This is a genomic window from Rhizobium atlanticum (assembly GCF_030182485.1).
Taxonomy (GTDB): Bacteria; Pseudomonadota; Alphaproteobacteria; order Rhizobiales; family Rhizobiaceae; genus Rhizobium.
Genome location: NZ_JAQJCJ010000032.1, coordinates 1 through 13,857, shown reverse-complemented (window position 1 = coordinate 13,857; position 13,857 = coordinate 1). Strand labels below are relative to the sequence as shown.

The following is a 13,857-nucleotide window of genomic DNA, read 5'->3' as shown; positions in this document are numbered from 1 at the left end:
AGCGCGATCAAATCGGAACGTGGCGGCGAGAGAAGACTAACAGGAAAGACCACATCAAACTCAACCGGGTGTCGGAATACCGATGCTTACGGCATTGCGTGCATGAGGCCTCAAAATGACGCCGGTCTCGACCTGTGTCCGCCGAAAATCGCAAAAAGGAATTGACAGATTGTCGGACAAAAATTTTACTATATCGCCCGCGCATTGCTTGTTCGCGGGAGACGCAGCGACGGACCGGGAGTTATAAGTGCTAAACTTGGCCAAAAATGCACAAATTGTCGACCTTCTTAATCTGCCGGAAGCGGCGACCGGCGCGTGATACAAGCGTCTCTGACTCACAAGGCGTGTCATACTCCATCGACCGAGGTACTGGTTGAACGTGACAGTGACGCCAACATTTCTCCTGGGGAAAAAGTCTGTGTCTTGATAGGCGCGTCAAATCCTGTTGGTCTTTGTTTGGCGCGCTCATTTATAGAAAAAGGCTATCGGGTCGCCGTAGGCGACGCCAATCCCGCCGACTTCGCCTCCCTGGCTGAAGGCCAGGGAAACAATTTTTTACCGGTCAAAGTCAACCCGAACAGAGACGTTTACGTCAACTCAATGGCTGACCAGGTGTATTTGCGCTGGAGACGGGTCGACGTTCTGGTGAACATAGTTTTCCGCAGAAATGAAACAACCCAAACTGTAACGGGATCGCTATCCAGCGCGAATCTGGGGCTTGATGCCGTATCCAATCTAATCAGAGTTACAGGTGCCTTTAGCTCTCGACTTCAGGGCGCGGAGCTTGCCGTAGTGGACGTCGCATGGTTCGAAGAGACGACCTCGCTGGAAGCAGAAGCCGTCCTTCAAGCGGCGTTGCGCACTACTACCTCCGCAATTGCTAGGCAATATTTCGGTTCCGGGCTGAGGATAAATGCTGTACACGCCAGCGATGTGAACTCTACGTCTTCAAGCGAAAATGACGTGCTTCGAACAGTGATCCACGCCGTGCAATTCCTGGCGAATTCGGAACTGTCCGGAAAGCTGACAGGGAACGTGCTGGAGATCGATCCTCGGTGCAGATAGATCCACTCCCACGTTCTGATCCGGCAAATCTGCAGGTATTAACCTTCCGTTAAGTTTCTCGAAAGACGCAATGGGCAAGAGGTCAAATCCTAACAACACGTAAAAAAGTTTCGATTGTTTTAGTGAAACTCTTATCCATGTTCGTTCAGGCTCAAACATTACTATTCCAAAAGCGAGGCCCCAGCACCGTTTGAGCCCTTTGGAGGTAAGTATGTTCGTCGATCGCCTGTTGTCCACCTTTACCATAAGAGCAAAGGTGTTATTGGTACTTGTACCCTTGATCCTGATATTGGCGGCAGTTGGTGGGGTCGGCTTAAAAGCAACTGGCTTGCTTCAGTCTCGTCTTCGGCTTTCAAATGAGGTTCTTCAGACCTTGAGCGGGTTTCGAAGTGTCGCGGAAAGTATGAACCGCTTTTTGGCGCAAAGCTCAACGGAGTACCGAGATGAGGCGCTGACAAGTTTAAACGGGCAGAGCGCAACCATGCAGTCGCTCCAGGAAGCGGCGGCAGGTAGCGGGAGCGAAACTGGTGCGCTCGAAAACAGTGTATCGGCAATGTCCGTTATCTCGGGCAGCATCGGCCGCATGTGGTCTTTGCATAATGACGAGGAATCCGTTCGCAGCGACATTGTTTCCAACTTGTCGAAGATCAAGGAGGTCGGAGGCGCCCTTAAATTGGCTGCGGTTGATGTGCGCTCACAAGTACGCAATCAGGAGAACTCCGGGAAAACCATGCTCCGGGAGGCTACCCGCTCACTCGATACGGCATCAGTTATGCAACACATGGCGGAAGACTTGGTGAGCTTGCCGGACGGAGCGAAGCAGCCTCCGACTGTCGCCCAGCAAGGGCTTGTGATCAAAAAGTCGCTAAAAACAGTTAAGCGGGTAGTCTCGACTGCTGACGAGCAGGCCGTTACTAAAATTGAGAGGACTATCGCCAAGCTAATCGCCAACCCCGAATTTGTCGACCCTTCCACACGGCTTGCCGGCTCTGACCTACAGAGCTTTGCGACGAACCTGCGAGTGGATGCGATCCAGCACATGATTGAAGGAACAAATGCGATCCGGGCGTTGGATAAAGCGTTGACGGATTCCGAAATGCTTGTTGCGACGGCGACAACGATCGGCCAGGACGCCGATTCGATCGAAATCGAAATCAATAACCTGTTCCGTACAGCCAACGCAGAGAATCAGCAGCGCCTCGTTGAGCAACTTACAAAATTGGCGCGTGACACCGTGGCAGTTGGAGGCGTTGCCAGCTCGATATCTGGCTTCGATAAAATGCAGGAAGATCTATTCGCCCAGGTGGATTCTATCCAAGAGAACACAGAGAAGCTGGTCAAGATAGCGGAAGCCCGCCAAGCGCAATATTCTGAGGCGGACAAAACCGGCCAGGAGATCTGGAAAAACCTCGTAACCTTTGCAGCAACTCAGGAAAACGATGCTCGCAATGAAAGCAATCTTGCCCGCTTGCTGTCAACTATCGCCACAGTGTCCGGCGTCTTGGTAGCCTTGGCGGCTGGCGCCGGCCTGATGGCGACACTTCGCGCCCCGATCGAACGGATCGCGAAGCGCATGCAAGAGCTGGCAAAGGGCGATCTTCGATCGCAGATTGTCGGACGTGACCGGAGAGACGAAATAGGTGAAATGGCTCGCGCACTCGAGGTTTTCCGTGAAAATGCTGTCTCGAAGATGGACATCGAGACACGAACGGAAGCCGATAGGAAAACCGTTGAACAGGAGCGGATGGATCGTGAACGCGAACGCGCTCAGATGGAGGAGGAGGTCGCAACTGCCGTCACCATTCTAGGAGAGGCGTTATCTCGATTGGCGCGTGGCGACATCTCTCAAGAAATTGACCGCCAATTCCATCCCAATCTTGAGCCGCTGAGGCGCGATTTCAATCACTCGCTTTCGATCCTGAGAGAGACAGTGTCTCATATCGACGAGAATACCAATCAAATTCAATGGGGAACCAGCGAGCTTTTCAAAGCCTCAGATGATCTGTCGCGGCGAACTGAATTGCAAGCCGCCTCACTGGAGGAGGCTGCGGCCGCCGTCGAACAGGTGACGGTCACGGTCAGAAAATCATCCGAGAATGCCTATGAAACCCAGGCTTTCGTGTCCGTTGTTAAAGAACACGCCGAGGGTGCGGCAACCATTGTGACCGATGCGATCAACGCAATGGGCAGAATAGAAGACGCGTCCCACAAGATCGGCCAAATCATTGGTTTGATCGATACGATTGCGTTCCAGACAAATCTTTTGGCACTAAATGCTGGTGTCGAGGCGGCTCGTGCTGGAGATGCCGGAAAGGGTTTTGCAGTCGTAGCCCAGGAAGTGCGCGAACTTGCCCAGAAATCATCAGCTGCAGCCCGCGAGATTCGCCACCTGATTTCGGAATCCTCTTCGGAGGTGGCGATCGGCTCAGATTACGTGGGGAAAGCAGGTGAGGCGTTACACAACATAACGGCGTCGATCTTGAAGATTTCCGATCGGATTGATCAAATCGTCAATTCGAGCCGCGAGCAAGCGGCGTCCCTCGCCGAGATCAACAATAACGTCAATGTACTTGACCAGGGAACACAACAAAACGCTGCCATGGCCGAGCAGACAAATGCCGCGGCAAAGACTCTCTCGGATCAGACTAACGAACTCAGCGAGCGGCTCGCTTCATTCAAATTGACCGAAGATAAGTCGACGCGTCGGGTTAGGTTAGTGGCGTAAGCTACGCATCGAACGAGACTGCCACGCGTCGGATGGCCACTGTGATAGCGGCGTTCTACTGAAGGGAAATCCGCTTACGGAAGCGAAATCCGGCCTTAGGCTCTTGGTCTCCCTTTCGCCGCCCGTCTGACTGTAAAAAACCCACCTAGAGCCGATCAACCTTCAAGAGATCAACTGCTTTGCAATGCTCAGAGACACGAGAGGTATCAAATCCGTGCGCATACGTGAAATTACAAGAGCCATTATTCTAATCACCGGCTTGGTGATCCCTTCTGTAGCGGCCGCCGGTGGCCTTACGGAATTGCCGCGGGAGGAACGAAAAACCTACGAGTTGCTCGATCCAAAGTTGCCTACAGGTGAATCTGTCTTCCGCACGTTTAAGGCACAGCGAGCACCGCCGTGGAAAATTGGGTACGCATCGACATATGCTGACAATTCTTGGCGTGCGAGTATTCTTGATGAGTTCACAAACAAGATTGTTCCAGCTTTCAAGAAAGCGGGGCTGGTCTCCGAGTTCATCGTCACCCAGTCAAATCTTGAAGACGCTGTCCAGATCAGGCAGATGCGGCAGATGGTAGACGACGGCGTTGATGCAATTATTATCTGCTGTTCGAACCTCACGGCGCTTAATCCTACGATAGAGTATGCGTATTCAAAAGGAGTGCCTGTGTTCTCGTACTCTGGTTACGTAACATCGCCGTTCGCCGTCAACGCAACTGAGAACAACATGCAAGGCGGGTTTGAGGCGGCGAAGTGGCTCGCTGAAGAAATCGAAGGAAGTGGCAATGTGCTTCTCGTTTCGGGGATCTCCGGCTTTGCCTCCTCGGACAGCTTTGACGTCGGCGCAAAGAAGGCTCTGGAGTATTATCCCGAGATAAAGATCGTAGGTCATGTCGACGGGAAGTGGACAGACAAGGTCGCGCAGGCCGAGGTGCAAAAATTCCTTGCAGCGAATCCCGGTCGAATTGATGGTATTATCGTTCAGTCGGGAGCTGAGAATGGTGTTATCAACGCGGTGCGCCAGTCCGGGCGCGACATGATCCCAATCGTTCTAGGGGGCGAAGCTTCGGCAGCCTGTTACTGGCGACGGAACCCCGACTTCGTAAGCAAGAGTTTTCATTTCTGGCCGCCGCGCTCTGAGGCGGGTTTCGTATGGGACGTAATGATGCGAACTCTTGAGGGACAGGGCCCCAAAATTCAGACAATCCTGCGGCCAGCAATTCCCAGTACCATAGAGGATGTAATGGCGGTTTTGCCAGCTGATTGCGATCCTAACTCTGAGGATTGGATCGAGCCGAAGAATACAGCTTGGTGGTCTGCCAGCGCTGCTGCTAAATATTTCGATAACCCAGCGGATCCGCTCTCCTGGAAGCCGGCCGATTGAAGATCGCATGCGGGGTCTGTGTGGAATGCGGTGCCTTCATGATCGGCTCTCGTGCAAGGTAGGCTGCGCTAAGGAATGACAGTTCAAATTGGGAAATGCCCGGGTCGCCTCAGGAGACATGAGACAAGCGATCCGGTTCCAACGAACATATTTGCTCCGCGGTAGCATTCTTCCTCCGGCCCTCCTCTCGCCAAACGGGACAACATACTCATTGCGCCTTTCGATCTACGTGCTGCCGCGAAGGTTGTTGCTTCGAATGTGAAAGCAAAGTTCATTTCCGACCGCACTATCCGGCTCAGGCCGACGCGCGGTTCGACGCCTTACTGACATATCTGCATCAATTTGTTGCTCGAATGATTTGGGTGGCGTTCCCGGAATTCCTGATCGGATGGATGATGCATCTGTCTTGGCCCTCGGTAAGGAGCTTCACGATGAATTCGACTTTACAACCGCTTTGGCAACGCTCCTTTTTTCAGAAAAGGCGCAATCGCCGGAGAGACGAAGCGCTGCATCATGATACCTCAGCCGACCGAGGAGCGCTGCTTGAAGCATTGATCGGCGTGTTGCCCCTCCCAATTTTCTTCAAAGATCTGCACGGTCGCTATGTCGGTTGCAACAAGGTTTTCGAAGATCTCCTCGGTCGCTCGCGCGACGAGATCATCGGGAATACAGATTTTGATCTCAGTTCAACGCAACTGGCGGAAATTTATTCTATTGAAGAGAAAGGCCTTCTTGAAAGGGGTGGAGCCCAAGTCTCCGAGCGTAAGATCGCTCTCGCAAACGGCGCCATCCTGGATGTTGTCTGCAACAAGGCAGTTTTCAGAGGTCACGACGACGAGCCCGCGGGTCTGATTGGCGTTATCATCGACATAACCGAACACAAGTTGGCGGAGCAGGAACTCAAAAACGCTCTCGAACTAGCCCAAGGGATCGTCACCGCTATTCCAGACGTTCTGTTTGAGGTCGACGAGGATGGGCGATATCTTCAGGTCTGGACCAGAAATCCCGAACTACTAGCCCAGCAGCGGGAAATGCTACTGGGTAGGACGGTCGACCAAGTTCTTGCGCCTGATCAAGCGGCTATTGCAATGGAGGCGCTTCGAACTGCAAGCAGTGAAGGAGTTGCCTACGGTCGATGCATTAGCGTATCCTTGCCAAACGGCGAGACCCGATGGTTCGAGTTGTCGGTGGCTAGACGACCAAGCGCCGATCCTGACGCCGCCACCACGCTCCTGGCATTTTCGCGTGATGTCACGGAACGAAGGCAGGCGGAAGACGCCATCAACTCCGTGCGGACGCAATTGCTAAGTGTGCTGCAAACCATTCCTGACATGGTTTGGGTAAAGAATGTCGATGGCGTACACCTGTTGTGCAATCATGCATTTGAGCGGCTGACCGGGAAATCGGAGGCGGAGGTCGTTGGAAAAACGGACCTTGAATTGTTCGGGGCTGAGAGAGCTCACATTTCCGGAAAATCTGATGAGGCCACGATCGAAGCCGGTGGCATACTTATCGACGAGAATTGGGTGGTTTCCCCGGAGAACGGTCAGTCCATTCTTCTCGAAACACGTAAACTTGCGGTCCTCGGCGCCGGGGGAGAGGTTACAGGAGTCCTCGGGGTCTCTCGCGATGTCACGGAACTGAACGCCTCGCGGGAAAAAATCAGGCAAATGGCCTTTTACGATCCGGTGACTTCTTTGCCGAACCGCTTGCTGTTTAACGAGCGATTGCAAAAGGTCGTCAGTGACGCGTCGTCTCAACGTCGGCGGACAGGGGTAATGCTGATTGACATCGACCATTTCAAAGTCGTGAACGATACGATGGGTCACCCTGTGGGTGATCAACTACTCTGCCAGGTCGCTACCCGGCTTAAGAAATCTGTCCGCGATCTCGACACGGTTGCGCGTCTCGGCGGCGACGAGTTCGCGATTCTGTTGCCGGAAATCCAGACAACCGACGATCTCGATTGGGTTGCGTGCTCGATCCTCGAGAGATTCAAGGAATCTTTCCTATTGGATGGCAAGGAAGTCTACGTGTCATGCAGTGTAGGCATCGCGATCTCGCCCGACGACAGCACAGATGTCAACGATCTGGTGAAATACGCCGACTCTGCGATGTATCTTGCCAAACGCTCGGGGAGAAACAGTTTTCGCTTTTATTCGAAGGATTTGACTGTGGGCGTGGAGGAGCGGATGCAGTTGGAATCTGAATTGCGCCGCGCTATCGAGCGCGAAGAATTGGAGCTGCACTACCAGCCCAAGGTGCTTCTGGACAGCGGCGTAATGATAGGATCGGAAGCGTTGTTGAGATGGCCTCATCCCGAGATGGGCATGATTCCGCCGGTTCGATTCATTCCGGTCGCTGAGGATACCGGGCTGATCGTTGAACTCGGGCGATGGGTGCTGCGTGAAGCGTGCAAGACGGCGAAGGAGCTGAACGCCGATTGCCACCACCTGCACAAGATTGCAGTCAACCTTTCGGGTAAGCAATTCCAATGCTCACGGTTGGTAAACGAGATCGCTGCAATCCTCGGTGAAACCGGTTGCCGCGCGGAATGGATCGAAATCGAAATCACGGAGAGTCTGCTTCTCGATCGGAAGGGCGAGACCCTGCAGACGCTTCTTAAGCTGCGTCAAATGGGATTTTCGATTGCTATCGATGATTTTGGCACCGGTTACTCGGCGCTCAACTATCTAGCCCGCTTCCCGATCGACACGCTGAAGATCGATCGGTCATTCATAAATAGCTCGGACAAAAGGAACGAAGAATTGGTCAAAGCGATTCTGTCCATTGCACAATGTCTTGGGCAGGACGTGGTGGCGGAAGGTGTTGAGACCGCCGAGCAGGCAGCATTTCTCGCAGCGAACGGATGCGGTTCGGCGCAAGGCTTCTTTTACAGCAAGGCCCTGCCGAAGATGGAATTGATCGCTCTTTGGGTGCGCGCGTCCGCCACCGGCTTCGTTTCAGATCGTTACGCCGCTTCGCGATGATGAGCGCGAATAAGGGAAAATGTCACCTGTCTGATGGACGGTGATGCGGTGCGCGCTGTGAGACAACTCAACTTGAGCCTCGTCAATCTCTGAATGTCTGCGGTTTTTCGCGGAACAGGGGGCAACGCTGGGTCAACGACCATGCGTTGTGCGGCCCCGCGAGCCGCATTCTCGAATGCTCTGCTCCTACTGCGCGGCATTCGGTAGGCCGGGGAAAACGCGGTACACCGGCTCCTAAAGCAAGGCAGTCGCTCTCGATATGGCTTTCTTCAAAAATATTTGACAGATTATCATACAATCTGCCAAAAATGTCGCCAAGCACCTGATGGGAGGAAAATCAGTGTCTCTTAGTATGCATCACCTGGCCAAGCTTCCGTATTTTTATCCGTTCGAATTTGGCGATGGAAAAATCACGGTACTGTCCGACGGGCCGTTAGAGCTAGGAGATCCTCGCCTGAACTTCTTGGGGGTAGAGCCACGCACGGTCAGCCTGATGCTAGAGGACAATTTCCTGCCAACGAACAAAGTTGTACTCGAGCAAAACGTGCCGCTTGTTGAGATAAATGGAAGAACAATTCTATTTGATACCGGGATGGGGTCTTCCAAAGCTTTCGGGCCCACCACAGGTCGACTCCTAGCCAGCCTGAGAGAGGCAGGTCGAGATCCGACGGAGATCGATGCGGTGGTTCTGTCGCACGCCCATATCGATCATATCGGCGGTCTGTGCGATGCCAATGGAAGGTTAAATTTCCCGAACGCCGACATCTTCATCAGTGAGCGAGACTTCACGGACTGGACGGACGGGTCGTCGATCGATTCTTCATTTCAATTTCAAATCGATAACGCTCGGCGAAACCTGCTTCCCCACAAGGATCGGACCTTCTTTTTCAAAGACGGCGAGGAGTTCTTGCCGGGCGTTCACGCGATTTCGGCCCCCGGCCACACGCTCGGTCATCATTGTTTTATGCTGCAGTCGGGAAACGATCGCCTCTGTTTTCTCGGCGACCTTACGCACCATCATATCCTGTTGATGGAGAGGCCGATGATGGAATTCCGATACGACACGGACCCGAAGCTGTCAGCTAGATCCCGCACGCGCGTGCTTGATATGCTGGCGACAGATCGCATTGCGGTAATGTCCTATCACTTCGCATGGCCAGGTGCCGGGCATGTGGTGCGAAACGGAGACGGATTCCGCTATATCCCCTCTCCAATGCAGTTGCTTGCACATCGATAAGGAATTTCAAAGATGCAGATGCGTTCGGTAATCCTCAGGGAGTCGGGTCTGCCGAAGCCCTATTCAAATTCGAAACCTCTTAAGATTGAGCTTGTGGAACTGACGCCGCCTGGCCCCATGGAGGTGTTGGTCAAGATCAAGGCTGCCGGTGTCTGCCACTCTGACCTGTCCGCAATCAATGGGGACAGACCGCGTCCGCTTCCAGTCGCTCTAGGCCATGAGGCATCTGGCGTCGTCGCAGCAATCGGACCGAGTGTCGAGAAGGTTGAGGTTGGTGACCATGTAGTCATGTCATTTCTGCCGGTTTGTGGCCATTGCTCATATTGCGCTGAAGGCCGCGCCAGCCTCTGCGAACCGGGCTACCAGGCCAATGCTGCAGGAACGCTTCTATCCGGCGGCAAGCACATCCGTTTGAGAGGATACGAAATTAACCACCATAGCGGCGTTTCTGCGTTTTCCGAATATGCTGTCGTGTCGGCGAGCTCGGTAGTCAAAGTGACCAAAGATATCGATTTGGCGACAGCTGCTCTCTTCGGCTGTGCCGTTATGACCGGCGTTGGAGCTGTGATGAACACGTGTGGGGTCCGCCCAGGCCGTAGTGTGGCGGTAATCGGGCTCGGCGGCGTAGGCCTTTCGGCGATACTTGGCGCTGTTGCGAGCGGTGCAAGCGATATCGTGGCGATCGACCTAATCCAAGCGAAGCTGGATCTTGCCAAGGAGCTGGGAGCGACGAAGACTTTTTTGGCCACCTCGCCGAATATTGTTGCCCAAGTAAAAGGCGCGACAAGCGGCGGGGTAGACTACGCGATAGAGATGGCTGGATCCAAAAAGGCATTCGAGCTTGCATATGAGATTACCCGGCGCGGAGGGATGACCGCTACGGCCGGACTGGCCAGCGCAAATTCCCGTTTCGAGGTTTCGCCCTTGCCGTTGGTCGGAGAGGAGAGAACGATCAAGGGCAGCTATATGGGTTCCTGCGTGCCATCGCGCGACATACCCCGCTATATCGACCTTTACCTCAAAGGTAAGCTGCCAGTGGACAAATTGCTGTCGAGCACTGGCCCCCTTGATGAGATCAATGAGGTTTTCGACCGTCTTGACAGGGCCGAGATCAATCGACACCTAGTCTTGATGGACTGATGGCGGGGAGAATTCTCTTGAACGAGTGGACAGTGCTCGCCATCCATTACGGCACCGCGCAAAGACCAGTAAGTGACCTGATACTAGAGACGAATGACATTCATGATCGTCCATCACAAATCGACTACTTCGTGTGGCTGATCCGTCTCGAGGACCGATTAATTCTTGTTGACACTGGTTTCGAAGCCGGAGAGGGCGCGGCCAGAGGGCGGACCCTCTTGATCCATCCGGTGGCAGCACTGAGCAGCCTTGGCATCAAATCCAGCGAAATTACTGATGTCGTTGTGACACACCTGCACTACGATCACGCCGGAAACCTCCCGGCCTTTCCTAACGCCACTTTTCACATTCAGGATCGGGAGATGGCGTATGGAACGGGGCGGTGTATGTGCCATGAGCGAATGCGTCGGCCTTTTGCTACAGAAGGTGTCGTCGACGCGGTCCGGCTCGTTTTTCAGTCACGGGTACGGTTCCATGATGGGGATGGGGAAATTGTTCCTGGATGCAGGGTGCATCTGGTTGGCGGTCACTCGAAAGGTTTGCAAGTTGTTACGGTGGCAACAGGCGGCGCTTTGCTGGTTATCGCTTCCGACGCGCTTCATTTCCAGCACTATCTTGAAAATGACGGCGCGTTTCCCCTGTTTGCAGATTACCTAGAGGTCATCGAGGGTTACAACAAGCTCCGCGTCCTTGCCGGAGCAAACGGACTCATCATTCCGGGTCATGACCCTGAGGTGCTACAGAAATTTTCTCCCCTTGCGCCAGACCTCCAGTTCGCTAGAGTTCTCCTGTGACCCACAATAAACCGATTGAAATTTTTTGCTGTTTGCAGACAATCGGGTTGTCCTACGAAACGCTCCGGCAGTATATTGATTCTGTGCGTCACTAGAAATTTCATCGAAGGTTTGTTGTGAATGGGAACGATCGACCTCCAGATTAGACGTCAAAACGCCTCTCTTCGAATCCTTGTTGAGGATAAGCTCCGGCAGGCTATTTCAAGTGGCCGTTTCAAGCCCGGGCAGCGGCTGGTGGAGCGCGAGTTGTGCGAACTTATCGGGGTTGGCCGAACTTCAGTTCGCGAGGCGCTACGCCAGTTAGAAGCTGAAGGGCTTATTACTAGCTATCCGCATCGGGGGCCGGTTGTCAGCACTATCAGCTACGAGGAGGCTAGGCAGCTTTATAGTGTACGCGCGCTGCTTGAAAGCTTTGCCGGCCAGGAGTTCGCCGAGAACGGTTCGAATGAAGAGATCGTTGCTCTCCTCGAGACCGTGGAAGCGTTCGAAGCCGCAGCCAAGAGCGGTTCCGGAACGCGGATCATCGAAGCCAAGACCGCTTTTTACGATTGTTTGATGACCGGCAGCAAGAACGTGTTTGTGAAGCAAATGCTCACGTCGTTGCACAACCGGGTCACATTGTTGCGGATGACATCGATGACCCAGCCAGGGCGGCTGCAGAACAGCGTTTTCGAAATAAGAGAGATTGCGGCCGCTATTGCGTTGCGTGATGGCGACAGGGCAGCCGCGCTTTGCAAGCGCCATATCGAAATCGCGGCTAAGGTGGCGTTGGACTACTTGAGCAAGAACCCCGTCGAAACCTCCGAGTAGTTCCACAAAACGAAGTTCAGGCGACGGCTAAGGTTGACAGATTGTCTGAAAATCTGCTTACCTCTCTTATGGGAGGTGAGACACAGGAAGTGCGGCTTCCCAACAACATCATTTTGTTAGGGAGGACGTATGGGCGCCCATGCCGAGCTGATTAAACGCGTAACCCTGGCGATCGAAGATCCGGAGCTACCGCGACTGACCCCAGGTCTTACAACACGGATCTCGTTGCAAGTTGGACCAGAAAAGTCATCACTTGCTGTGGGAGGCGGGATAGTCGCACTGGACGGCGCGGACGAAAATGCTGACGTCATACTGAGTGCCCCAGAAGGAGCTTGGGAAAAGGTTATGCAGGTGCCGCCGCCGGCAACCTACCATTCGTTCACCGCCTTTCAACTCGCTAACCCTGAGTTCACGTTATCTGGTTCGCCCGTAGCAATCGCTCAAGCGCGTCCCGCTCTGGAGCGACTGTTCGAAATCGTCGTAGCGTCTCCGCCCCTAGTTGCGCCGAAGATCGATCGAAATATTGAACAGGTCACCGGACGCTATAAGCGGGTAGAGGTCGGCGGCGTAGAACACGATATCTTTTACGAGGAAGCCGGTGCAGGAACTCCTATCCTTTTCCTCCATACGGCTGGCGCAGACGGCCGTCAGTTTCTACCGCAACTCTCCGACACTGGGTTTGCGCGTACGAACCGATTGATCTCAGTTGATCTGCCGTTTCACGGACGTTCGATGCCTCCTTTAACTTGGGACGGCTCGCCCTATCAACTCACAACGGATCTCTACCTGACCTGGTGCACGGCGATACTCGACCAGCTCGTCGGAGACAGAGCTATCGTCGTTGGAGGATCTATGGGCGCGGCGATGTGCATGGTGCTGGCGGCGGAGCGACCGGAACGTCTAATGGGTGTAATTGCGGTCGAGCCGCCGTTGAAGTCAAAGGGCCGTCGCAACCCCTTTCAACACAACGTCAACGTTCATGGGTCGCTTCATAACTCAGCCTATGTCCGCGGAATCATGAGCCCGCTCAGCCCGCAAGAAGAGCGACGCCGCGCCAGTTGGATCTACTCGCAGGGTGCTCCTGGAGTTTATCCCGGCGATCTTTCGTTCTACAGCGACGAGTTCGACGGTGCCGTCGTCGGTCCGAAGATTGATGCCAAGCGAACACCGACCGTTCTTCTCTCCGGGACCTATGACTACTCTGCGACGCCTGCAGACGGAGCAGCGCTAGCGGCCCTCATTCCTGGCAGCCGTCATGTCGTTATGGAGGGGCTTGGGCACTTTCCGATGTGCGAAAATCCTGACTATTTCCGGAGCTTCTTGCAAGACGCTATTCGGTTCGTCGAAGATAACGGCTGATCACAAAGCAACCGCGTTGGCCATTTACCGATCGTGTCCCAGTACGTGGCGTAGGTGACGGTAGGGAGTAAAGCCGAGCGCCCGCGCGCTTCTCGTTGCGCTGTAGCGGGTGATCGGCTTTGCGGGCGGCCATCAGTGTTTTCCGCTAGGGTCGGGTTGTTCAAGACCAACCTGACGGAAAGATCACCGATGACCAATGACATGATGAACGTGCGTTCGCTTGTTGAGAAGAGTGCCGATGCAGATTTGTTGCGTGAGATGATCGGTCTTGCTGCCGAGCGGCTGATGGAGTTGGAGGTCGGCTCGGCCACGGGTGCTGACTTCGGTGTGAAGAACCCGATGCGGCTCACTCA

9 protein-coding genes and 1 pseudogene are annotated in these 13,857 nt (G+C 54.1%); all 10 read left to right on the top strand.

Features of this window, described 5'->3' with window-relative positions; genetic code table 11:
* Positions 1-315 precede the first annotated feature (315 nt).
* Positions 316-1,065 (top strand): SDR family oxidoreductase, encoded by a 750-nt coding sequence (locus PH551_RS29915; protein WP_011053351.1) that lies wholly within the window; start codon positions 316-318, stop codon positions 1,063-1,065.
* 211 nt (positions 1,066-1,276) lie between these two features.
* Complete coding sequence (locus tag PH551_RS29910) at positions 1,277-3,790, top strand: methyl-accepting chemotaxis protein (RefSeq protein ID WP_008534365.1); 2,514 nt, start codon at positions 1,277-1,279, stop codon at positions 3,788-3,790.
* 184 nt (positions 3,791-3,974) lie between these two features.
* The gene (locus PH551_RS29905) at positions 3,975-5,174 is read left to right on the top strand and encodes an ABC transporter substrate-binding protein (protein WP_018247148.1); all 1,200 of its coding nucleotides are present in this window, start codon (positions 3,975-3,977) and stop codon (positions 5,172-5,174) included.
* A gap of 431 nt (positions 5,175-5,605) precedes the next feature.
* Positions 5,606-8,164, top strand: coding sequence for a sensor domain-containing protein (locus tag PH551_RS29900; protein ID WP_004673285.1), 2,559 nt, complete (start codon positions 5,606-5,608; stop codon positions 8,162-8,164).
* A 352-nt stretch (positions 8,165-8,516) separates the two neighbouring features.
* On the top strand, positions 8,517-9,401 hold the full coding sequence (locus PH551_RS29895; RefSeq protein ID WP_011053353.1) for an MBL fold metallo-hydrolase: 885 nt from the start codon (positions 8,517-8,519) through the stop codon (positions 9,399-9,401).
* A gap of 12 nt (positions 9,402-9,413) precedes the next feature.
* A complete protein-coding gene (locus PH551_RS29890; protein WP_004673287.1) occupies positions 9,414-10,541 on the top strand; it encodes a zinc-dependent alcohol dehydrogenase family protein in 1,128 nt (375 codons plus the stop codon).
* Complete coding sequence (locus tag PH551_RS29885) at positions 10,541-11,335, top strand: N-acyl homoserine lactonase family protein (RefSeq protein ID WP_018247149.1); 795 nt, start codon at positions 10,541-10,543, stop codon at positions 11,333-11,335. Before PH551_RS29890 ends, PH551_RS29885 begins: the two co-directional genes overlap by 1 nt.
* A gap of 120 nt (positions 11,336-11,455) precedes the next feature.
* The gene (locus PH551_RS29880; protein WP_004673291.1) at positions 11,456-12,145 is read left to right on the top strand and encodes a GntR family transcriptional regulator; all 690 of its coding nucleotides are present in this window, start codon (positions 11,456-11,458) and stop codon (positions 12,143-12,145) included.
* A gap of 129 nt (positions 12,146-12,274) precedes the next feature.
* Positions 12,275-13,504 (top strand): alpha/beta fold hydrolase, encoded by a 1,230-nt coding sequence (locus tag PH551_RS29875; protein WP_004673293.1) that lies wholly within the window; start codon positions 12,275-12,277, stop codon positions 13,502-13,504.
* 189 nt (positions 13,505-13,693) lie between these two features.
* Positions 13,694-13,857: pseudogene (locus PH551_RS29870) on the top strand (IS256 family transposase); the annotation flags it as partial.

What these genes read in the sequence shown, in the direction of transcription:
- PH551_RS29910 (WP_008534365.1), top strand. Translation starts at nt 1,277, where the DNA reads ATGTTCGTCGATCGCCTGTTGTCCACCTTTACCATAAGAGCAAAGGTG.
- PH551_RS29905 (WP_018247148.1), top strand. Translation starts at nt 3,975, where the DNA reads ATGCTCAGAGACACGAGAGGTATCAAATCCGTGCGCATACGTGAAATT.
- PH551_RS29900 (WP_004673285.1), top strand. Translation starts at nt 5,606, where the DNA reads ATGAATTCGACTTTACAACCGCTTTGGCAACGCTCCTTTTTTCAGAAA.
- PH551_RS29895 (WP_011053353.1), top strand. Translation starts at nt 8,517, where the DNA reads ATGCATCACCTGGCCAAGCTTCCGTATTTTTATCCGTTCGAATTTGGC.
- PH551_RS29890 (WP_004673287.1), top strand. Translation starts at nt 9,414, where the DNA reads ATGCAGATGCGTTCGGTAATCCTCAGGGAGTCGGGTCTGCCGAAGCCC.
- PH551_RS29885 (WP_018247149.1), top strand. Translation starts at nt 10,541, where the DNA reads ATGGCGGGGAGAATTCTCTTGAACGAGTGGACAGTGCTCGCCATCCAT.
- PH551_RS29880 (WP_004673291.1), top strand. Translation starts at nt 11,456, where the DNA reads ATGGGAACGATCGACCTCCAGATTAGACGTCAAAACGCCTCTCTTCGA.
- PH551_RS29875 (WP_004673293.1), top strand. Translation starts at nt 12,275, where the DNA reads ATGGGCGCCCATGCCGAGCTGATTAAACGCGTAACCCTGGCGATCGAA.